The organism is Candidatus Methanoperedens sp. (assembly GCA_027460535.1).
Lineage (GTDB): Archaea > Halobacteriota > Methanosarcinia > Methanosarcinales > Methanoperedenaceae > Methanoperedens.
This window is the reverse complement of sequence record JAPZAR010000022.1, coordinates 37875-59215: the sequence shown is the minus strand read 5'-3', so window position 1 is coordinate 59215 and position 21341 is coordinate 37875. Positions and strand designations below refer to the sequence as shown.

26 protein-coding genes are annotated in these 21341 nt (G+C 44.8%); 17 read left to right on the top strand and 9 right to left on the bottom strand.

Annotated elements, in window-relative coordinates; translation table 11 throughout:
* Nucleotides 1-27 precede the first annotated feature (27 nt).
* The 5 genes from O8C65_09110 to O8C65_09090 all read left to right on the top strand — a co-directional run bounded on the left by O8C65_09110 (nt 28) and on the right by O8C65_09090 (nt 3791).
* On the top strand, nt 28-681 hold the full coding sequence (locus tag O8C65_09110; GenBank protein ID MCZ7357081.1) for an undecaprenyl diphosphate synthase family protein: 654 nt from the start codon (nt 28-30) through the stop codon (nt 679-681).
* Nucleotides 682-930: 249 nt separating this feature from the next.
* Nucleotides 931-1866, top strand: coding sequence for a cobalt transporter CbiM (gene cbiM / locus O8C65_09105; protein ID MCZ7357080.1), 936 nt, complete (start codon nt 931-933; stop codon nt 1864-1866).
* A 1-nt stretch (nt 1867) separates the two neighbouring features.
* Nucleotides 1868-2692 carry an ATP-binding cassette domain-containing protein gene (locus tag O8C65_09100; protein ID MCZ7357079.1) on the top strand — a complete coding sequence of 275 codons (825 nt, stop codon included), beginning with the start codon at nt 1868-1870 and terminating at the stop codon, nt 2690-2692.
* A 1-nt stretch (nt 2693) separates the two neighbouring features.
* A complete protein-coding gene (gene cbiQ, locus O8C65_09095) occupies nt 2694-3521 on the top strand; it encodes a cobalt ECF transporter T component CbiQ (protein MCZ7357078.1) in 828 nt (275 codons plus the stop codon).
* A gap of 63 nt (nt 3522-3584) precedes the next feature.
* Complete coding sequence (locus O8C65_09090; GenBank protein MCZ7357077.1) at nt 3585-3791, top strand: hypothetical protein; 207 nt, start codon at nt 3585-3587, stop codon at nt 3789-3791.
* Nucleotides 3792-3831: 40 nt separating this feature from the next.
* Here the strand turns inward: O8C65_09090 and O8C65_09085 are convergent, their stop codons facing one another.
* Together O8C65_09085 and ilvE are read right to left on the bottom strand one after the other, a co-directional pair.
* Nucleotides 3832-4233: a hypothetical protein gene (locus tag O8C65_09085; protein ID MCZ7357076.1), complete on the bottom strand. Its 402-nt coding sequence runs from the start codon at nt 4231-4233 to the stop codon at nt 3832-3834.
* Nucleotides 4234-4351: 118 nt separating this feature from the next.
* The gene (ilvE, locus tag O8C65_09080) at nt 4352-5224 is read right to left on the bottom strand and encodes a branched-chain-amino-acid transaminase (GenBank protein ID MCZ7357075.1); all 873 of its coding nucleotides are present in this window, start codon (nt 5222-5224) and stop codon (nt 4352-4354) included.
* A gap of 318 nt (nt 5225-5542) precedes the next feature.
* Between ilvE and O8C65_09075 the strand changes: the two genes are divergently transcribed.
* Nucleotides 5543-5917: a transcriptional regulator protein gene (locus O8C65_09075; protein ID MCZ7357074.1), complete on the top strand. Its 375-nt coding sequence runs from the start codon at nt 5543-5545 to the stop codon at nt 5915-5917.
* A gap of 59 nt (nt 5918-5976) precedes the next feature.
* Here O8C65_09075 and ribB read toward each other — a convergent pair whose 3' ends face one another.
* From ribB to pheA, 3 genes are read right to left on the bottom strand one after another with little or no spacing between them, the layout of a single operon-like run.
* Nucleotides 5977-6672 carry a 3,4-dihydroxy-2-butanone-4-phosphate synthase gene (gene ribB, locus O8C65_09070; GenBank protein ID MCZ7357073.1) on the bottom strand — a complete coding sequence of 232 codons (696 nt, stop codon included), beginning with the start codon at nt 6670-6672 and terminating at the stop codon, nt 5977-5979.
* The gene (locus O8C65_09065) at nt 6669-7316 is read right to left on the bottom strand and encodes a winged helix-turn-helix domain-containing protein/riboflavin kinase (GenBank protein MCZ7357072.1); all 648 of its coding nucleotides are present in this window, start codon (nt 7314-7316) and stop codon (nt 6669-6671) included. The genes ribB and O8C65_09065 overlap by 4 nt, the downstream gene beginning before the upstream one ends.
* Before the next feature lie 58 nt (nt 7317-7374).
* Entirely contained in the window at nt 7375-8181 is an 807-nt protein-coding gene (gene pheA, locus O8C65_09060) for a prephenate dehydratase (protein ID MCZ7357071.1), read from the bottom strand.
* A gap of 270 nt (nt 8182-8451) precedes the next feature.
* On the opposite strand from pheA, the gene O8C65_09055 reads away from it, so the two are divergent.
* From O8C65_09055 to O8C65_09030, 6 genes are all read left to right on the top strand, one after another.
* Nucleotides 8452-10251 carry a PAS domain S-box protein gene (locus O8C65_09055; protein MCZ7357070.1) on the top strand — a complete coding sequence of 600 codons (1800 nt, stop codon included), beginning with the start codon at nt 8452-8454 and terminating at the stop codon, nt 10249-10251.
* Nucleotides 10252-10998: a response regulator gene (locus O8C65_09050; GenBank protein MCZ7357069.1), complete on the top strand. Its 747-nt coding sequence runs from the start codon at nt 10252-10254 to the stop codon at nt 10996-10998.
* 67 nt (nt 10999-11065) lie between these two features.
* Nucleotides 11066-11956 (top strand): presenilin family intramembrane aspartyl protease, encoded by an 891-nt coding sequence (locus tag O8C65_09045; protein ID MCZ7357068.1) that lies wholly within the window; start codon nt 11066-11068, stop codon nt 11954-11956.
* Nucleotides 11957-11995: 39 nt separating this feature from the next.
* Nucleotides 11996-13264, top strand: coding sequence for a 3-isopropylmalate dehydratase large subunit (locus O8C65_09040; GenBank protein ID MCZ7357067.1), 1269 nt, complete (start codon nt 11996-11998; stop codon nt 13262-13264).
* Between the two features lie 76 nt (nt 13265-13340).
* Nucleotides 13341-14267 (top strand): aminopeptidase, encoded by a 927-nt coding sequence (locus O8C65_09035; GenBank protein MCZ7357066.1) that lies wholly within the window; start codon nt 13341-13343, stop codon nt 14265-14267.
* A 19-nt stretch (nt 14268-14286) separates the two neighbouring features.
* The gene (locus tag O8C65_09030; protein ID MCZ7357065.1) at nt 14287-14418 is read left to right on the top strand and encodes a hypothetical protein; all 132 of its coding nucleotides are present in this window, start codon (nt 14287-14289) and stop codon (nt 14416-14418) included.
* Here the strand turns inward: O8C65_09030 and O8C65_09025 are convergent.
* The 4 genes from O8C65_09025 to O8C65_09010 are packed head-to-tail and all read right to left on the bottom strand — an operon-like array spanning nt 14415 to nt 17716.
* Nucleotides 14415-15017 (bottom strand): type IV pilin N-terminal domain-containing protein, encoded by a 603-nt coding sequence (locus O8C65_09025; GenBank protein MCZ7357064.1) that lies wholly within the window; start codon nt 15015-15017, stop codon nt 14415-14417. The genes O8C65_09030 and O8C65_09025 overlap by 4 nt on opposite strands.
* 46 nt (nt 15018-15063) lie before the next feature.
* The gene (locus O8C65_09020; GenBank protein ID MCZ7357063.1) at nt 15064-15828 is read right to left on the bottom strand and encodes an ABC transporter ATP-binding protein; all 765 of its coding nucleotides are present in this window, start codon (nt 15826-15828) and stop codon (nt 15064-15066) included.
* Complete coding sequence (locus tag O8C65_09015) at nt 15816-16622, bottom strand: ABC transporter permease (protein MCZ7357062.1); 807 nt, start codon at nt 16620-16622, stop codon at nt 15816-15818. Before O8C65_09015 ends, O8C65_09020 begins: the two co-directional genes overlap by 13 nt.
* On the bottom strand, nt 16622-17716 hold the full coding sequence (locus O8C65_09010; protein MCZ7357061.1) for an ABC transporter substrate-binding protein: 1095 nt from the start codon (nt 17714-17716) through the stop codon (nt 16622-16624). The genes O8C65_09015 and O8C65_09010 overlap by 1 nt, the downstream gene beginning before the upstream one ends.
* A gap of 120 nt (nt 17717-17836) precedes the next feature.
* On the opposite strand from O8C65_09010, the gene O8C65_09005 reads away from it, so the two are divergent.
* From O8C65_09005 to radB, 5 genes are all read left to right on the top strand, one after another.
* Nucleotides 17837-18355 carry a helix-turn-helix domain-containing protein gene (locus O8C65_09005; protein ID MCZ7357060.1) on the top strand — a complete coding sequence of 173 codons (519 nt, stop codon included), beginning with the start codon at nt 17837-17839 and terminating at the stop codon, nt 18353-18355.
* A gap of 83 nt (nt 18356-18438) precedes the next feature.
* Complete coding sequence (locus O8C65_09000) at nt 18439-19026, top strand: YkgJ family cysteine cluster protein (protein ID MCZ7357059.1); 588 nt, start codon at nt 18439-18441, stop codon at nt 19024-19026.
* Between the two features lie 229 nt (nt 19027-19255).
* Nucleotides 19256-19891, top strand: a complete 636-nt coding sequence (locus O8C65_08995; protein MCZ7357058.1) for a metallophosphoesterase — start codon at nt 19256-19258, stop codon at nt 19889-19891.
* Nucleotides 19888-20646 carry an AAA family ATPase gene (locus O8C65_08990; GenBank protein ID MCZ7357057.1) on the top strand — a complete coding sequence of 253 codons (759 nt, stop codon included), beginning with the start codon at nt 19888-19890 and terminating at the stop codon, nt 20644-20646. Before O8C65_08995 ends, O8C65_08990 begins: the two co-directional genes overlap by 4 nt.
* Nucleotides 20643-21335, top strand: a complete 693-nt coding sequence (gene radB, locus O8C65_08985; protein MCZ7357056.1) for a DNA repair and recombination protein RadB — start codon at nt 20643-20645, stop codon at nt 21333-21335. Before O8C65_08990 ends, radB begins: the two co-directional genes overlap by 4 nt.
* Nucleotides 21336-21341: the final 6 nt, after the last annotated feature.

Below are 21341 nucleotides of genomic sequence, written 5' to 3'. Positions count from 1 at the left end.
TTTATCCTTCTGTTCCAATACTGAACCATGGGACTGATTTCAGGACTGTATGAATGGAAACTCAAGAATGCAATAGAAAACCAGGCAGTACCAAAACATATCGTCCTCGCGCTTGCTGAAAGCGACCTGCTGGCAGATAGTAATTATGGAAAACTCAAATCCTTTGTTTCCTGGTGCAACGAGACCGGAATATGCACGGTAACGATACATGTCAACATAATCGACGTGGATGCAGAGCTCAGCGACAATATATGTAATAAGCTTGCTTTTGAAATTCCTTCAGTGCTCTCCAGTATAACGGGTAATATCAACGTGATCACACGCTGGAACAAAGAAATAAAAAAGGATGAAAGAGAAGGCATGAGGCTTGATATATCGCTCGGATACAGCGGAAAATATGAATTGACCCATGCCATCAGGGAAATAATGGAAAAAATAGAAAGTGGTGAAATGGTTCCCGAAGATATCGATGAAAAAGCAATAGAATCTCATTTGCTGTTCCAGTGCGAGCCTGACCTTGTGATACGGGCAGGCGGGAAAAGGTTGACCGATTTTCTCATCTGGCAATCGGTTTATTCTGAGCTGTATTTTACAGATGTTAACTGGCTGGATTTAAGAAAGGTGGATTTCCTCCGCGCTATTAGGGATTTTCAGAAACGACAAAGGAGATTCGGGAAGTGAAATTGAAAAGCCATTTAACTAAAATGCATTATTGCGTAGGCCGGATTGGCAGAACAATTGCGAAATACTAATCCGTAATGTCCTGTGAGCATGGTACTTCCATGTGAGCGCAAAAAGGGGCAGCAAAACTTACATATACCATAACGATTTATAATGCATTATTTAGTATTACAAAATTGCAATTTCGTAATACTATATATGTGCATATTTAAAAATAATTAATAAAAATTGCTTCAGGAGGTAAAATTTTTGCACATTCCAGACGGATACATCCCTTTGGGACAGGCGGCTGTCTACTGGATAATAGCCATATTCTTCATCGCCCGATCGGTAAAATGGGCGCGCAGCGAAATTGATGAAAGTATGATACCCCTCTTCGGTGTGCTTGCGGCGGGCATGTTCGTACTGCAGACTATAAACATAGCAGCTAATCTTCTCATACCTATTCCCATGCTCGGCGGCGTGAGCTGGCATATTGTGGGCGCCGCTCTCACGGCAATCATATTCGCAAGTCCATGGGCAGCGGTGCTGCTGATGACGCTGGTACTTGCCGTGCAATCCCTTTTCGGGGACGGCGGGATAACGGCTATGGGAGCGAACATAATGAACATGGGGATAATAGGCGGTTTTCTGGGATATTACAGCTATATCGGTCTTTGCAAACTATCGGTAAAGCGGTCTGTGGCGATGTTCGCAGGGGCGTGGCTCAGCATGATCTTGCCAGCTATAGCCCTGGCATTCGAACTGTGGTTTGCAGGCACATTCCCTCTAAAGCAGGGTGTTCTCCTGATGGGGACATTCCAGGGCGTTGCGGGGCTGGGGGAAGGACTTATCACCGTCATCGTATTTTCTGCCATAACAAAAGCCCGTCCCGATATAGTCTCACAGGACGCCCATAAAAATGTCAGCGCCATCAAGGTCGCCGCAGCAGGCATTGTGGTAGTAATCGGGCTTGCACTGGCTGCGCCTTTCCTCACAACCAGCAACCCGGATGGGCTCCAGCAGACTACAACCATAGTTGTAAAAAATGGAATAAACAATATAATAGCTCCAATATCACCTTTATTCCCAAATTATTCCATACCTGGCATGGGAATGGAAGGGAAAGTCATTGCAATAATGATCGGATTCGCTGCAATAATCCTGATTTCGCTGGGTGCTGTAAGATTGATCAAAAGGGCATAACATGAATATTATCGAAACACGCGACCTGAGCCACGTATACAGGGGAAAGATCAAAGCACTTGACTGCATCAATTTCACCGCCAAACGCGGAGAGCGCATTGCCATCATAGGAGCCAACGGAGCAGGGAAATCCACGCTTTTCAAGCACTTCAACGGGATACTCAGATCAACGAGCGGTGAAGTACTGATCAAGGGTGATCCGATAAACAGCAAGAACATCCTCGATGTGCGAAGGACTGTGGGTCTGGTTTTCCAGGACCCTGATGACCAGATATTCGCCCCGACGGTGAAGCAGGATGTGGCCTTCGGCCCCATGAATCTCGGCTTAGGCGGGAATGAGATTGAAAAACGTGTACGCGAGTCCCTTGAAACCGTGCGCCTGACAGGCTTTGAGGAAAGGGCACCGCATCACCTGAGCACAGGTGAGAAAAAGAAGGTCGCTATAGCTGGTATACTTGCAATGCAACCCGAAGTGCTGGTGCTGGATGAGCCCACAGCAGGACTTGACCCGGGTGGTGCCTTGCGCCTGATCAGGTTGATCAACGATATGAACAGGTACATGGGGATAACTACGATCATCGCAACACATGAAGTGGATATCGTCCCATTGCTCGCCGACAGGGTGTGTATCATGTCCTCAGGGAAAATCATTGGCGATGGAACTCCTGCTGAGATATTCTCAACCGATGAAATGATAAGAAAAACCCATCTGCGTCTGCCAATTGTAGCACAGCTCATGGAAATGCTGCAGGAAGAAGGCGTGCCAGTGAACATCAAGTTCACGCTTGAAGAAGCGAGGGACGAACTCCTCAGAATGGTGAAATAGGATGCACATATCACTCACGGAGTTTGAGCGCGAGACCTACAAGAAAACTCCCATTCACAGGCTGGACGGGAGGATCAAGATCTTCATTACCCTTGCAATAATCGTGTACGCAGTTGCCCTCCCCAGGGTAGATACTCAAAATTTCTTGAAACTCGGATTGATTGAGGTTTATCTGGGTGCGCTGCTCTTGCTAGCCAGGCTTGATTTTCCATACCTTGCCCTTCGATTCGCAATAGCCCTGCCGTTCGGTTTCAGCGTAGCCATCCTGCAGCTTGTCATAAAGCAGCCATTCTTGAGGGATTTCCATGTTCTATACACCCTCCCATTCGGGCTGGAAATAAGCCTGGAAGGTGCGCTCTTTGGGGCAAGCATCTTCGCGAAATTCCTGGTGTGTATAACTGCTGTAATACTTCTTTCTTCAACCACATCCATGAGCGAGCTTGTCTCCTCGGCACGCCGACTGGGGTTGCCAAAGGAAATTGCGCTCCTGTTTACAATGATGGTGCGCTATCTATTTGTTTTCTGGAATATGCTCGGACGGATAAGAACCGCACAGAAGACACGTGGTTTTGACATCTGGAATAAAAGAGTGCCGCGAAGATGGACACTGGAACAACTGGGATACACAATAAGTTCCCTGTTCATCCGCTCTTATGAGCAAGGAGAGAGGACATACCAGAGCATGCTTTGCCGGGGTTATAGCGCGGATGCTAACGTGTATACCGGCAAGAGAAAAATCGGCGCAGCTGATATTTTCATTTCTTTGCTGACACTTGGAGTTATAGGAATGGTGCAGATATCAGGCAATCTAGTCTTAAAATTTTTCTAAAGTTATCTTGCTTTCAATAAAATTGAAATACAATCATCTACAAAATAACAGAGGAGGTAGATTATGGCAGACAGGAAATATATAATAGAATCCAGGAGATACATCGGTGAGGATGGGAAATCCACTTTCGATCGATGGATAACAAATGCAAACGTAATAGAAGTGAAACATAATGACCAGTATTTAGTGTTCTATCCGCTCGAGGGAGAAAATGCTGGGAAGAAACACTATATACCGTTCTCGAACATCCACGTGGTCAGAGAGGTATAATTAAGTTCTCTCTGCCAGATGGAATAGATATATGAAGCAGTTAAAATTCGGTATCTTCCAGGAATTTCTGGACCGATTCTAATTCAGATTTGCTACTTGAGATATCGGATTTTAATTCATTTGCTATCTGGGTGAATATATCTTTGAGTTTATCAGTATCGATCCCTTTTGAGATTTGGACTTCAAAGATATATTCTTTTGACCCTACTCTTATTGAGTCGCAGTATGGCTCTTTGTATTTCAATAATACATTACGAACGATTTGCCGCATAGAATCGTTTTTAAACTTGAAATCAAGTATTCTATACGCGGATTCAAGCTCTGAGTATGTCCAGTCTACATTGACTGGATAAACCTGAAATGTGTAGTTCAAGTCATCTGTGTTCACCATTTTGGCTTTGAGCTTAAGCCCTTTTTCAGTTTCTCTTGGAGATTCTGCCATTCTTATATCCTCTGAAACTTATAATATAACTCAATAACCAAAAACCTATCGCATCATTCTAATTATTATGCTCAGTAAAATGTGTTACGTATTCCATCCGAGAAATGATTCAAGCAATCTAAGCGATCGGTGTACCTTCTCTCTTTGTAAGTTCCTTGAATGCGGCCATCAATTTTTTGGTAATCTTGCCCGGACTGCCTTCCCCTATTGAACGCCCATCTATTTTAGTCACGGGGGCGATCTCAGCTGCCGTGCCCGTTACGAAAACTTCGTCTGCCGTATAGATATCGAACAGGCCCATGTTGGTTTCAGATACTTCTATTCCCTCTTTTTGAGCTAGCTCTATTGCGGCCGCTCTTGTTATTCCCCTAAGGTTGTTAAGGGCTGGAGGGGTTATTATCCTGCCGTTTTTCACAACAAAAATATTGTCCCCTGAACCTTCGGAGATATTTCCATGGACATCGACCATTATCGCTTCATCGCCGCCTTTTACATTGGCTTCGATCTTGGCTAGAATATTGTTCAGATAATTCAATGATTTGATGTTCGGAGGGAGGGCCTCAGGTGCGTTTCTCCTTATACCTACTGTGACGGCAGTTAGACCTTTTTCATAGAGGTCACCGTACATGGCGCCCCACTCCTGTGTGATTATGAAAATATTGGGTGTGGCACATTTTCTGGGATCAAGTCCCAGGTCGCCATCTCCGCGTGTTACGATTGGGCGGATGTATGCATCTTTCAGCTTATTTTTTTTCAGGGTTTCTATGATCGCTTTTTTCATCTCATCTTTTGAAAGCGTTATCTTCAGATCTATCGCTTTGGCGGAGTCGTACATCCTGTCAAGATGGCCATCAAGCCTGAATACCTTCCCGTTGTACGCCCTGATACCTTCAAAAACACCATCCCCGTATAAAAAACCGTGGTCGTATATCGAGGTTCTTGCCTCCTGTTTTGGCACAAATTTTCCATTAAAATAAATCAATAAATCCATTTGAATCCCAGTCACATAAGGAAAAACTAAGATATATGCATTTTGATGGTAACGATTCTAAGCCAGAATTGAGTTATTGGAGAAACTGATCTTTCCTATAAATGCACATTTTGTCACGGCGGACATTTGGAGGATAGCTATCCATGTGCATTTCAATTAGTGACCATTCCTAGTCATTGGGGACCTACACAATTTATAAGCTGCCTGAACATTACGTCTAATAATCCGGTTTTGATTCTACAACTTTTCTTTTAAATATAATATTAAAACGCAAGATTTATATTTAAGGAATACATTTTAAGCGAAGGGTGAAATATTATGAAGAGTCTCTCGGTTAATGTTCTTGACAAATCTGATGAAGAATTTGCTGATACTCTGATTGACCTCGGTTTAAAGAGAAATGTCGCAAAAGTACTCACTTATTTAAAAAACGTTAAAGAAGTTACATCCCGGGACCTTGAAATGGGCTCGGATTTAAGACAGCCGGAAGTCAGCATTGCTATGCGCGAGCTGGAAGAACTTGATTGGATAGCAGAAAGGGAAGAGAAAAAACCCGGGAAAGGCAGGCCTTACAAGATTTATCAGCTCAAGATCAATATCGATTCGATAATCGAATATCTTGAGACCCAGAAGAAAAAAGAGTCAGCTGCTATGATGGCAAACATCAAGCGTTTGAAAGAACTGAGCAAGTAACCTTTAAAAGCAGAGTGGGGATAAGTGTGTTCCATGCCATTACTGGAAGTCTTATTCTTCTATAATAAGATACAATTAGACGCCTCAAGAACATCCTTCCCTTCAACGAAAGGCAGCCTGTGCCGTATGGAGTATTTTATTGCGTCCTTCTTTGACAGCGCCTTTCCAGAGTTCCCATCCAGCATCTCGCATACCACCATTGAAGGATTTATCCCTGCCATCAAAGCCAATCCTATTGAAAGTTCGGTCTGGCCTCGCCGCTCGTCCAGAAGCCCTGAGGCCGCACGCAGTAAAGCAACATGCCCCGGAGACCTGAACTCTTTTCCAAAATCGATATTTTCTCCGTTCATGACCCTCTGTACAGTCTCGCCTATTTTACAGATGGTCAGGGCCCTATCGTTATCAGTGATGCCTGTGAACGTATTCCTGTGATTAACCCACAGTGAAAAAGAAGAACGCGCATCATAGGGGATGTCCCCTTTTTTTTCTACGATGCTGCCCAGTGATTTATGGCCGTTCAGAGATACGCTTTTCAGGAGTTCGGACATGAAAGGAAGGCCTAACTTTTCAGCTGCCTTTCCGTATATTGCCACGCATATGAGACCGCCACCGTCACGGCGCATGCGTGCAACCTCAGCGGGTGTGACGCAAAGTGCCGGTATCACTAAATCCGTCTCACCTTCCCTATCCTCATCATCGAACAGGAGTATCATCTTACCCTGACGGATCGCTTCAATTGCATTTTCAAGAGTCATTTAAATACCTCCACTCGAACTGTATTTCCATCATTGACATTCAAGTAATCCCTGAGCTTCACAGACGCAATTATCTCTATTATGTCTTCAGGATAATGTGTGCGTTCAGGCACAATTACTGCCCCCCGGAGATCTGAGATCTTCACATTAAAACAGGAACCAGGCCCGAAAGTCCTGTTATTGTCCGTGAATCCCGATATCCTGATATTGCAGTTAATGCTTTTTCGAGTTTCGATACTTGCCGGGTCAAGTCTTACGTTCAAGGTGCCCGGATAGGGATCAAAACCCAGTTTTTCGCGGAACTGCTTCCTGTATCCTTCCAGAGATATGTAATACTGCCCTTCCCCAAGCCCGGTTATCACCTTTCCGCTTAAAAATAAATTATTTTCATTCACGGAAAAAATCGTTCTGTAATCATTCAATTCCCCATGCAGCGCTTCAATGCCTGTTCTTGTGATTGAGATCAACTGCCCATCATGCAGGATCTGCCTTGATATGAGCATTTCATCTTCAAGACTTTTGAGCTTCCTTGCCGCTGTTTGCGGGCTTGAATCTATATGCAAAGCAAATTCCATCGATGATATTTGCACAGGGCTTTTATGAGCCCCGAGAAGAGCAAGTTTTTTTAAAGTTAGTATGTCCATATGCCACTCATTTTTGAGATGCTACTCAATTATGAGAGTTAATTGGAGATAAAACTTTTCATTGGGCGGAAGGATAAGAGCCAAGGATCTTCAGCATCCCCGTTTTACTCTTTATCCTATCAAGGGTATCCTTTATAATCCGATCATCGATATGTCCTTTCATATCGATATAGAAAAGATAATCTCCAAGATTCTTTTTGGTAGGGCGAGATTCGATCTTGGTCAGGTCTATCCCCTTTTTAGCGAATTCTCCCAGTATCTCATAAAGCGCCCCCGGTCTATTTTTTTCAAGATACACGATTATCGATGTCTTATCATTGCCTGTTGCCTGTGACATCTTTTTCCCCACAACGATGAACCTTGTGAAGTTCTCGCTTGCATCCTGTATATTCTCATCCAGTATTTTTAACCCGTATATCTCGGCTGATTCCATAGAAGCAATGGCTGCTATTTCCTTTGATTCTGAAGCAATTTTTGCAGCATGCGAGGTACTCAATGCGGAGCGAAGCTCGACATTCTTGAAATTTTTTTTGATGTACTTCCTGCACTGTGATAATGCCTGAGGTATGGACATGATGACTTTTATATCCTTGATCCTGCCCTTCGAAAGAAGGCAATGTTTTATCTGGATTATTACCTCGCCCATTATTTTTAACTGACATTCCATAAGGAGATCGAGAGTTAGCGCAATAGAGCCTTCCAGTGAATTCTCCACTGGTACCACGCTGCAGTCCACTTCGCCGCGGCGGATAGCATCTACGGTGTCCTGGATATCATCATAGTAGCGCAAATCCGCTTCATCATTCCATTGTTTCGCTGCTTTCCCCGAGAACGAGCCCTCAGGTCCTAAGGTTCCGATTATCATCCGCACTATATACCGAAGGGTAAAAGAAATAGTTTGTGACTGTGATGCTATTACAGAAGTATGACCACCGGTATTTATGCTACTGATAGAGGATTTGAAGACGCCAACCAAAATCGACAATCAAGATGCATAAATAAACAGCCATCATTGGGAAAAATAACGCCAGATGTTGTAAAGCTTGCGTCATTAAAACAAATTAAACGAGAACATTAGCCAAAATCAACAGAAAAATATAAATATCTTCTAAAACAATTTAAGTAACGGGTACGAATGGTCAAAACCAACTATGGTCTGAAGTTATTGACAATCATTTTGTCCGTTTTCTTGATTGGGTATTTCCTTGAAGAATTCAAAGTTGGTCCAGGACTACTCCGTGATTATTTCCTGATATCAACAGAGCTATTACCCCTTGTCCTTTCTTTTTCCATCTTTGTGATGATATGGTTTGTGTATCACAGGAGCAAGGATAACCACTCCCTTTTCATGGGGTGGGCTTTTTTCGTTATTGGGCTCATTGACCTTTACTATTTTCTTTCGCTTCCATTCATGCCCGATTTCATCACCTCCAACTCGCCGCATAAGGCAGAAATTTTCTGGATCGAAGCTCGCCTGATCTCTGCAATCCTGTTTCTTGTGAGCGCGTATATCTATAAAGATACTCTCAAATGGTTAACGAATAAATCTGTTCTTTTTGCATCTGTAATAGTATTATCTTTCATGTCACTTATTACCGGTTTACATCCGGAGTATATACCTGTAATGACTCATCTTGATGGCAGTCCTACCATGGAAAAGACTCTTTTCCTCAGTATAATTTCATTAATTATTTTATACGCCGGCTATTTATACTATGCGAGGTTTCAGGAAACGGGGCATAAGAACCTGATATGCCTGATATACGGTTTTGTTCTTCTTGCTTCCGGTTATTTAGTATATCTCTTTTATGTTTATCCAGGCGCTTTGCTTGAAGCTGCAGGTTTCTATTTTTCATATCTCGGTCTATTCAGGTCGTCTATTGAGATACCCTATGAAAATCTGGCCAGGAGCGGTGAAAAGCGCGTACTTGAAGCTGAAGAAAGGTACAGAAACCTGTTCGATAATGCCAATGATGCAATCATAACGACCGATCTCCAAGACAGAGTTACTTCATGGAATCGAAGCGCAGAGAGGTTCTTTGGATGGAAGGCGGAGGAAATGCTTGGAAATAAATTCTCGCCTTTGGCGTTTGATCAGAAATTGCAGGCAGAGAACCATCAGATCGTCGGTAATGCAATATCCGGAGGGCCTGTCACGGGTATTGAGATGTTGCTTGAGTGCAAAGATGGAGCCAAAATAGACGTAAGCATGACCATTTCGCCTCTGAGGGACACGAATCAGAATGTGAATGGACTCTCAGGCATCTTCAGGGATAACACCGAGCGGCGGCGGGCAGAAGAACAAATGAAAGCCTCTCTCAGGGAAAAAGAAGTGCTTATGAGGGAGATTCACCACAGGGTCAAGAACAATATGCAGATAATATCAAGCCTGTTGAGGCTACAATCCAGTTATATTCCTGAGAAGAAATATAAAGATATGTATAATGAGAGCCAGAACCGGATAGCAACCATGTCTTTGATACATGAGAAACTCTACCAATCAAACGATTTGACTAAAATTGATGCAAATGAATATATCACGGATCTGGTGAACGGCTTGCTTAAGTCCTATGATGTCAATACAGGCCAAGTTGAAATGAATATTGATGCTAAAAATGTCTTGCTTGGGATCAATTCCGCTGTCCCATGCGGATTGATTATCAACGAACTGGTCAGTAATTCATTGAAATACGCGTTTCCTGACGGCAAGAAGGGTGAAATTAAAATATCGCTCCACCCAACCGCGGAAAATAATATGGAATTGGTCGTGCGTGATAATGGTATTGGGATTCCTGCAGAAATGGACTTTAGAAAAACCAACTCCTGGGGCATGCGAATGGTTACGATTCTTGCAGAAAACCAACTTCGTGGTGAAATCAATCTGGAACGAAGCAAGGGAACTGAATTCCAAATTAAATTCATGGATGTGAAATAAATGGTAAAAACTCGGATACTTGTTGTTGAGGATGAAGTCATTGTTGCTGAAGATATACGAAGGAGCTTACAGAGTCTAGGATACGATGTTCCTGCAATAGAGTCTTATGGGCCAGAGGCTATTGAAAAAGCCGAAAAATATAGGCCGGATCTGGTGCTGATGGATATCATGCTTCGCGGCGAAATGGACGGGATTCAAGCGGCAACTCAGATACATTCCCGTTTCGATATCCCTGTGGTGTATCTCACCGCTTATTCCGATGAAAAAATCCTTGAACGGGCAAAGATAACAGATCCTTTTGGGTATATTATCAAACCATTCAAAGAAAGGGAACTGAAGATCAATATTGAGATAGCTCTATACAAACATAATATGGAGATGCAATTAAGGAAAAGCAGAGAATTCTACGAAAGTGTTCTGGAGGGCATCATCACAGGTGTATGGGTGACAGACAGCAGTGATGTCATTGTATATGCAAATAAAGGCATGGAGGCGATAGGGATTACGCCATTGCAAATTGTGGGCTCGACGGATGTGGACTTTCTGAAATTTGTCAAGCCATATTATCTGAAAGCAAGGGAAACGTTACAGCCTTTCTCTTACGAAGCCGTTCCTTTTGTTTCTGCCAAGGCAGGGACGAAATATTATTCCGGCTGGTTCATTCCCCGGATCAAGGATGGGAAGTTCAACGGCATGATATGTACAATTGAAAATATCTCCAAGCAAACGCAGGTGGAGAAAAACTAAGATTCTGACCGGGATTTTCTGTGCAAACTTTTAAAAACTTCCTCCCGTATTATGCGTGGAGATAAATTTGAAATTAACAAACTATATTCCGTTCATTGGCATGGGATTCGTGCTTCTCCTTGTTCAGTTGATTGCGGTCGCATTGAGCGAACCTCTGGACAGGAATGACTTCAGGGCATTTTCCAACCCTGAAGCTACAAGCAACGTTATTTTGTGGATCGCTATAATCCTCATTTTTACTGCATTCATTTTTCTTATCATCAGGATGAAAAAAAAATGGGTAATCCAGGCTTTCATCTTCCTAACAGTTGTTTCAACCCTGTTTTATGTTTTCTATGCTCTTTTCTCCTCTTTGCTGACTCCGGGCATCAATTTCCTTCTAACCATTGTACTTTCCATAAGTCTTACTATTGTTCTCTATAAATTCCCTGAATGGTACGTGATTGATATCGTCGGGGTGATAATCGGTGCAGGCGCAGCTTCGATGTTCGGAATTTCCCTTGCTATCGGTCCAACATTGCTTTTGCTTGTTCTGCTTGCTATTTATGACTATATAGCGGTGTACAGGACAAAGCATATGATTGCGCTTGCAGAAGGCGTTATGGACCTGAGACTTCCCATTTTGCTAGTTATACCTAAGCACTGGAAATATTCCTTTCTCACCGAAAAGTTTGATAAAGAGGAACGAGAGGCTTTCTTTATGGGGCTGGGGGATGCAGTGATGCCTACATTGCTCGTTGTATCCGCCTACCACTTTGTCGCGGCAACAACACTCCCGCTTATCGGACAAGTTAATTTGCCCGCGATCGGGGCTGTTATCGGGACTTTCGTGGGTTTTGCGGTGCTTATGACGTTCGTTATGAAAGGCAAACCCCAGGCAGGTCTGCCGTTCCTCAACGGCGGCGTGATCCTGGGATACCTGGCAGGAACCCTGATGGCCGGCACACCCCTGCTTTAATGCCAAAGGATTAAATAATTTCATGCTATCATGAGGCTTATGCCTCAAACGGTTTCAGAAAAGATCTTCACGAAAGCTTCCGGTAAGAAAGTAAATGCGGGAGATTTTGTACTTGCCAATATTGACTGTGCCATGACACACGACATTACCGGCCCTCTCGCTGTCGAAGGTTTCCGGGAGATCGTAAAAGGGAAAAAAAAGCAGAAAGTATGGGACCCTGAAAAGATCGTGATCCTTTTTGATCACCAGGTGCCGGCGGATTCACTGAATGCAGCCGCAAACCACATTTTTCTGCGCGAGTTCGCAAAAGAGCAGGGGATCCTGAATTATGATGTGTTTGAAGGCGTTTGTCACCAGGTTATGCCGGAGAAAGGACATGTCAGACCGGGCGACCTCATTGTTGGTTCAGATTCGCATACATGCGCTTATGGCGCCCTCGGGGCCTTCTCCACAGGTATTGGCAGCACTGACATGGCGTTCGTTTTTGCCACAGGCAAGCTCTGGTTCCGCGTGCCTGAGACTTTCAGGTTTGAAGTTAATGGGAAGCTTCCCAGGTGTGTATATCCCAAGGATATCATTCTGCATCTCATAGGCGATGTGGGGGCTGAAGGGGCAAGATATAAGACAGCGGAGTTCTGCGGTTCAGCAGTGAGAAATATGGATATCCCGGGGAGGATGACCATGTGCAATATGGCCATTGAGATGGGCGGGAAAGCCGGTATCGTGGAGGCTGACAGGATAACTGAGAAATATCTCCGTGAAAGGGTGAAGGATTTTAAACTCGATCCGCGGTGGAAGAGCGATACTGAGGCAAATTTCGCAGAGACCGGGGAATACGATATTTCCGACCTGCCGCCACAGGTAGCATGCCCGCATAATGTGGATAATGTGAAATCAGTGGAAGAGGTGGAGGGAACAAAGGTGGATCAGGTCTTCGTGGGTTCATGCACCAATGGGAGGTTCGAAGATATGGAAATAGTCGCCAAGCTAATGAAAGGTGAAAAAGTCGCAAAGGGTGTTCGCCTATTGATAATACCCGCCTCTCATACCGAGTATGTGAAAACTCTAAGGGCCGGATATGTCGAGCAGTTCATGGAAGCCGGGGCCATAGTTGAATCGCCATGCTGCGGACCTTGCATGGGTGGTTCTTTCGGCCTACTTGGCAAAGGCGAGGTCGGGCTGTCAACATCGAACAGGAATTTCAAAGGAAGGCAGGGAAGCCCAGATGCCTTTGTGTATCTCTCATCCCCGGCAACTGCGGCGGCGAGCGCGCTTTACGGAGAGATCAAAGACCCTAGGACAGTTTGATAAAAACCGCGGATAAACATAGATAAACGCAGATTAATAATCAAGGGTATTTTCATAGGCTCCGCGGAGGTCAAAAATGATACAACAAGGCGCACTTAAGGTAATGGAATGCTATGGCGTAAAAAGAGAGGAGAGCGTCCTGATCATAGTGGATACATTAACCCCGGAATCTATAGCCACAAGCCTTTTCGAAGCTGCTAAAACTCTCGGCTGCGAGGTTATGCTCATGAAAATGCTTCCAAGGACCCGCCACGGGGAAGAGCCGCCTGTTGTTATCGGAGAAGCCATGAAGAATGCTGATGTGGTGATCGCCCCAACCACCTTTTCTCTCACCCACACCCAGGCTAAGATCAATGCCTGTAAGGCGGGTGCGAGGATCGCTTCAATGCCTGGAATAACGGAGAAAATGATGATAGAAGGAGGAATCACAGCAGATTATAACCAGATAAACGATATAGCAATTGGATTGAATAAGCAGCTTGAAAATGCCCGAAAGGTAAGGGTTGTTACCGAATCGGGCACGGATATTGTATTTAACGTAGAGGGATGCACCTGGATGATGGACACGGGCTTGTGCAAGGAAAAAGGATGCCATAGCAATCTTCCTGCCGGGGAGCTCTATATCGCCCCAAAGGATGCGAATGGCGTTTTTGTGGTCGATGGTTCCATGAGCGGCCTTGGCATCCTTGATTCACCTCTTGAAATTTCGGTCAACAACAGGTATGTGACGGATATCAGAGGTAAGTATGCAGAAAAATTGAACGCTATCCTTGATCCAGTAGGGAAAAAAGGACGCAATATAGCTGAATTCGGCATAGGTATCAACCCGCAAGCGCGTCTTATCGGCAATGTGCTTGAGGATGAAAAGGTGGGTGGTACCGTGCATATTGCCATGGAGGATAACAGTACATTTGGCGGAGATGTGATCGCCGGAATACATCTTGATGGCATAATCCTGAAACCCCTTGTTTTCGTGGATGGCGAAAAATTTATTTTAAGTTAAGATATTATATATATAATATATGGAAGAAGAGGTCAACCAGTCTGCTGTGTTCTTCAGGTGTATGGTGTGCGGCTTTGTCTTTGAGGCAGACCCGAACTTTGTCCCGATCCCATGCCCGCAGTGCGGAAGCGAGGATACTGATAGGACTTAGCCGGGTTTAACTACAAGTTGCGAAAAGGCTATTATCTGGTTTGTTTGAGTATCTACGACCGTAATTGAAACCGTTGAGCCTGCTTCCAATTTCCATTTACTGTCAACTGTATTGCCCTGGTCCACATTCTCTAAAGGGCTGCCTATGTTCCGTCCATCCGATCCGCATAATGATATACTTTCGCCGGCATCCCAGGAAACCCCATCCACTATTTCCCCAGTATTATTCCCATCTACGCCACCGTAATTATCCCCTGAAATGTCCCTGTAAGTAACAACCATGTCCTTTGCCGAGAGGTAAGGGTCGCTTCCTGAATATGTATAACCCTTCCCTGCAATGATAATTCTAGTATTGTTCTCATAAAGAAAATCTCCACCCCTGTGTCTTAACACTATGCAATTCTTATATAGTGTATCCAGGTCACCTTTTGCTTCCGTCGCTAAGATCCTGGCTTCCGGCGGGATCTTGGAAGGATATAACCCTGAAACACTTAATACGGATAAAGCGATAATTGAAGCCATTATGACCGTCAAACCCACGAGCAGAGACACGCCGATAACCGGCGATACTGCCGTTTCACACCCGCTTAATTCTCTCACGCCCGACTAAGATTAATTAACAACTATTAATCATTTCGGTTTTGTTTTACGGCGGATTTATCGCAATAGCCCTGCTTATTTCCGCGCCAAGCGATTTGAGTATAAGATCACGCATGATATTGGCTTCCATGCCTGTCCGTATTCTTGGACGAGGAAGAGAGATATCAAAAATCTCCTTTACCATGCCGGGGCGGGCCGACAGCACTATCACCCTGTCGGCAAGGTAAACCGCTTCGTCAACGCTGTGCGTTACGAACAGTACGCTTATGTGCTCGTTCTCCCATATCCTGAGAAGCTCCCCCTGCATGATATTCCTTGTCTGGGCATCGAGAGCCCCAAAAGGTTCATCCATCAATAAGAGCTTGGGTTTATTTGCATACGCCCGCGCTATTCCTACCCTCTGTTTCATTCCTCCTGAAAGTTCATGAGGATAATGATTCTCAAACCCATTCAACCCTACAAGGTCTATATAATGCCGTGAAATCTGCTCACATTCATCTTTTGATAATCCTTTCACCTGCGGCCCGAACTCGATATTACCTCTTGCCGTCCTCCATGGGAAAAGCGCATATTCCTGGAACACGAAACCGCAGTCCTTATTGGCGCCCACGATTTTTTTCCCATCGAGATGCATCTCTCCTTCAGTCGGGGAATCAAGTCCTGCAGCCATTCGCAGGATCGTGGTTTTGCCGCATCCGCTTGGACCCAGGAGGCATACGAACTCTCCATCCCTGACCTCAAAATTCAGATCATCAACCGCAAGGAAATTATTGAACCTCTTGGATACCTTTTCCAATATCAATCTACCCATTTAATGAACCTCTTCTGAAAAAGGATTATGCTGCCATTCATCAGGTATCCGATCACCCCGATCACGATCATTCCAGCTACCATTTCGGCATACCGCCCGAGGTCCCCCATGTTCCAGATGAAATAACCAAGACCGATCGGGCTTCTGATAACCATTTCAGCTGCCACGATGGCCATCCATCCCACACCCAATCCGATACGCAGACCGGCTATTATGGATGGGAGGGCTGAAGGTATGACCACCATTGTCACAATTTTTGATTCCGATGCACCGAGCGTCTTCGCTGCGTCGATCAATCTTGGGTCGGTAGATTTTACCCCATATACCGTATTGAGGATTATGGGGAAAACCATTCCAATAAAAACGATGAAGATCGAACCACCTGTCACAAGTATGAATATTGCAAGAGGTATCCATGCCATGGGCGGCATGTTGCGTACGATTTCGATTATGGGATTAAGGATATTGCCTACCAGCTTTGAATATCCTACGCCGATACCTAACGGGACCCCTACTATAAAAGCAATGATCCCTCCCTCTATAACCCGCTGAAGACTGGCGCCCGTATGTTCAAGGATACCATACGTAAAGGATGGACCGTAAATCCTTGTGAATAACGAACCTATGAGCGCATACCATGTTTCAAGCGGGGTCGGCACATCCCGCAGGCGCATGAACGGGATGTTGAAAATATCATTCCTTGCCAGTATGACCAGGACATACCACAGCAGCAAGAAACCGATAAGGGAAAGGATATTAATGATTAATCCTTTTCCGCCAGAACCTGCTTTCATCAGGTAGCTACCTTAATTCCTTCTTTATCAGCCGCCATCAGGAAAAGAACATGCTGGATCGTACCCGGCCCCGGGTATCCAACGGTCTTTCCCCTCAGATCTTTCATTGATGTAATATTATTGGCTACCACGATCACCGAACCTTCGTCGTTCATACCGGCTATCACGCCCACGCGGGCATCGTCTATGGTGAAATCATTGCTGTTTATCCTGTGAATGATGACCGGTGGTATGCCCAGGCTGCCAACATCCACTGTGCCGGCTTTAAAGCCTTTCTGCATCTCGAATGCTCCATTCTGGAAAGGGGCTCCTTCTGCAAGAGTTATATTTATTCCTGCATCCTTATACCAGCCTTTCTTCCAGGCCACGTAGAAAGGCAATTCATGAATATCATTGATGAGATAGCCGTAACGGATAGTGACCGGCTCTTTCAGTGCTATATCGGTGAGATTCGTATTTTTATTCTGTTCTGCCCATTCAACATACTGGCTGGCAACCAGTGAATTTGCGTAATCGGATGCGTTCTTATATCCTGACTGGTTCCATTTTGCCGGATCAAAAATACCAAAATCCTGTATCCTCTTGATAAAGTCGGTATCTCCCGGTATATCGTTCCTGTACACGAATTCCACATCGTTGATGCTCATGTTCGCAGCCTTGCGGTCTGTGAGCCCTCCGAATTCCATTGAAAAGTTTATCAATTCCTCATGGTCCGGCGAAGCCGGGCTCTTAGCTTTATTGATATAATCTACCGATCTCAGTTGTATCAGTGCGACCCTTTTGAGTATCTCATCTGCATTTTTCGTGTTCTTATGCCAGTTATAATTGTATGCGACTACACAGCAGGGATGTCCTGCCCATATGTTGCCTGAGTATAACAGGGCTTTCCCGTATCCTTTGGTTATAGCTATCGAGGGGTAGGGTTCCCAGTATATGAACCCTGCAATTTCACCGGTCCCCAATCGCTGCACCACATCCTGTCCGCCCATTTTCACGAGGTTGATGGGCTGTTCCTGGACTTTATTACTTTCAACGCATCCGGCTGTGAACACTGCCAGAATAAGGAAAAGTAGGATCATTAATGAACTTTTCATGATTTTCCTCTTTAATAATTAATATTATCTTTACAAACGCAATATTAAACGTTTCCTTATATATACCTGCAATAACCCAAATGTATTAATAATAAATTCAGTATATACGATCGTGATAAGATGACAGCAGATGACCTCATAAGAGCGGCTATTGAATCGGATGAGGCTTTTATCAGGGAATTTGGAAGGATAATTAAAGACGAACTGCGCATCACAGCCGCTGAATTCAGTGAAAAATCAGGCATACCCCCAAGCACCATCTATAAATTATTGTCCGGACACCGGGAGCCCAATATCAAGACTCTCAGGCAGATCGTCTCGGTTCTCAGGAAACTGGAAGGGACACAAAAGACAGAGTTCATAGCTGTAATCGCAGCCCGTCCTGTGCTTGATTACATCAGCGAGAAAAAACTAAAGGTCGGAGGCAAGCTCCTGACGATCCGGGAATACTCGGCTACCTCAATGGAAGATGCCATCGTTGCCGCGATCAAAGCAGAAAGGGACGGGGCGAAAGCGCTTGTATGCGCGCCAATAGTGAGCACAACGGTCGAAAAGGTGCTCCGCATACCTGTTGCTACGATCATGCCAAGGGACAGCCTGATAGCGGCAATAGAACTTGCTGCCAAGAAAATGGGATGATCATAAAAAAACTATTGAGCTAATAGTTCTTCTCATTCGACCACCCTGACAGCGTGTAAATTGGATAGTATTACTGGAAAACAATGAAGGATAGATTAGGTCACCTGAAAAGGGCCCTTGACGAAGCTCTTAAAATGGATGAGATTCGCCTTGCGGATGAAATAGAAGCCATTGGGTTCAAGTGCCAGGGATGCGCCCGTTGTTGCAGAGTGGAATACGGTGATAATACTGTGGCCGTCTTTCCATTCGAAATACGGCAAATATGCAGGAAAACGGGGATGAAGCCTGAAGATATTGTAATCCCCACACCTTCAGAAGACAGGGATGCGGATGGAAATATCCACACTTTTGAATGGATTCTAAGGAGCAAAGGGGATTGTATTTTCTTGATAAAGGGTTTATGCGAGATCTATGAAAGCAGGCCGTATATCTGTCAGACCTATCCTTTCTATTTGCTGGATGGGCGCCTGATGGTCTCTGAATGCGAAGGAATAGGTGGCGATATTAGTGATAAAGAAAGTAGGAAATTAGCGGGCCCGCTGAAAGAGCGATATATCATTGAGATCAAAGAATCTATTAAACTTATTGAAAGGTTCAGGGGGTTCAAGCCTGGAGGAAAAGGGACCATATGCGTTCACGACAGCGAAGGGGAGCACTGGATGAACGAATAGACTGAATAGATTCAGCCATGGACGAAATCATAGTTCAACGTCCCGTCGTCGGGTTTCTCGCCGAAAACGGACAAGATTTAATACTGTTCAGGTAAGTGTTGTATCATAATTATGCAGAAACGGTGCTATGCTATTATCAGAGGCAAGGGTCAGAATATCATCTATAGCGGGGTTCCAGAGCCTTGAATAGACTCCTGGAATACTTTCAGAAAAATAACAATGGTATCCTATGAAACTTCTGGCACTATCAGACTTTCACGGCGATTATTCTCATGTCGGAGCTCTTCGCAACAAGGCCGGGGATATTGATGCCGTGCTTATCGCAGGCGACTTAACGGATTTCGGACCGGATGAGGATGCGCTTGAACTGTTGAAAATGTTCAAGGAACCGGTTTTAGCAGTGCCCGGGAACTGCGACAACCCCTCAATCCTAAAAATCCTGGAAGAGAATGCCATAAACCTCCATAATTCAAGCCACAATTTTGGCGATTTGACTTTTATCGGTCTGGGCGGCTCAAATCCTACGCCTTTTAATACGCCTTTTGAACTCTCCGAAAAGAAAATTGGCGAATGCATAGGCACATTATTGAGCAGATTAAAAGGAAACAACAGGGTTATTCTGGTGTCACATGCCCCTCCGCTAAATACAACAGATAAATTGCCTGTCGGAAATGTTGGCTGTGAAACATTAGCGAGGTTCCTGGGAAGATTTGACCTCGTAGTTTGCGGACATATCCATGAAGCCCGAGGGTCAGTTAATGTGAACGGGACGCTTGTCGTGAATCCGGGGCAAGCCTCAAAAGGGCAGGGTGCCGTAATAACGATAGATGATATTATAGACGTAGATTTTATTGATGCATTATGATCAAGATAGCAATCTCAGGAAAAGGGGGCGTCGGGAAGACCACGCTTTCGGGCACGCTTGCACGATTACTTGCAGGAAAAGGGTACGATGTGCTTGCCATTGACGCCGACCCCAGCATGAACCTTGCCTCTGCGCTCGGAATAAAAAATCCGCCTTTGCCCCTGACCGAATTCAAGGAACTCATAGATGAGCGAGCTGGAGGCCCTGCAGGGGTATTCAAATTAAATCCGATGGTGGACGACATAGTGTCGAGATTCGGGGTAATCGGGCCTGATAATGTAAAACTTCTTGTACTTGGCACGATCGAAAGAGGTGGGAGCGGATGTATGTGCCCCGCCAGCTCTTTTTTAAAGGCCCTTCTTCGACATGTGATCCTGAAAATGAACAGCGTGGTGATCCTGGATATGGAGGCTGGTGTCGAGCATCTCGGGCGAGGTACCACGAAAGGGATAGATATGATGATCATAGTGGTGGAACCCGGGGCAAGATCGATAGAGACCGCCGGAAGGATAGTGGAACTTGCAAGGCAGATCGATATCAAAAAATTCGGGATTGTCATAAATAAAGCAGGAAAAGAAGTAAAAGATATCGAAGACAAGCTTGATAAATATGGTATTCCGGTACTGGGTGTCATTCCATACGATAGTACTCTTATCCAATCCGATATGGAAAATATTGCGCCGATAGAGCAAGGCGGGGCAGCAGTCGAGGCAATAAAGGATATATGTGAAAGGATATTACTGAAAAAGGAGTGAATAACATAAAAAAAATGGAGAGAATTCCCTGCGGATGCAAATGCGTTGACGAGCTTCTTGGCGGGGGATTTGAGAGCGGGATAGTCACGCAGTTGTATGGCGCTTCGGGCACAGGCAAGACCAATATCTGCATACAGCTAGCAATCGAAACTGTAAAGAGCGGAAAAAAGGTCATTTTCATAGATACGGAAGGTTTTTCTGCGGAACGGTTCAGGCAGATAGCCGGGGATGATGCAAAAAAGATAGCTGGCGACATAATCATATACGAACCCGCAAGTCTCGACCAGCAATACTCGGCTATTGTTGATCTTGAAAAAATAATCAATGAGAAGATAGGGTTGATCATTCTGGACTCTGCTGCTCTTTTCTACAGGTTGGGATTGACAACTGACGACTCAAATGAAGAAAATGTGGCAATTCGACGCGAGCTTGTGAACCAGATTGGACTGCTCCATGGGATAGCCAGAAAATACGGGGTAGCTGTTGTGATCACGAACCAGGTCTACAAGGATGTTACCTCGGGTGAACTCCTGCCTATCGGAGGTAACGCATTAGAGCATCTTTCAAAGGCTATTATCCTGCTTGAAAGATCAGGAACGTCAAAGAGAAGAGCAACACTGCGAAAGCACAGGTCAAGAAGTGAGGGCACTTATTGCGATTTCCTGCTGACCGAGACGGGTGCGCAATAATCCAGA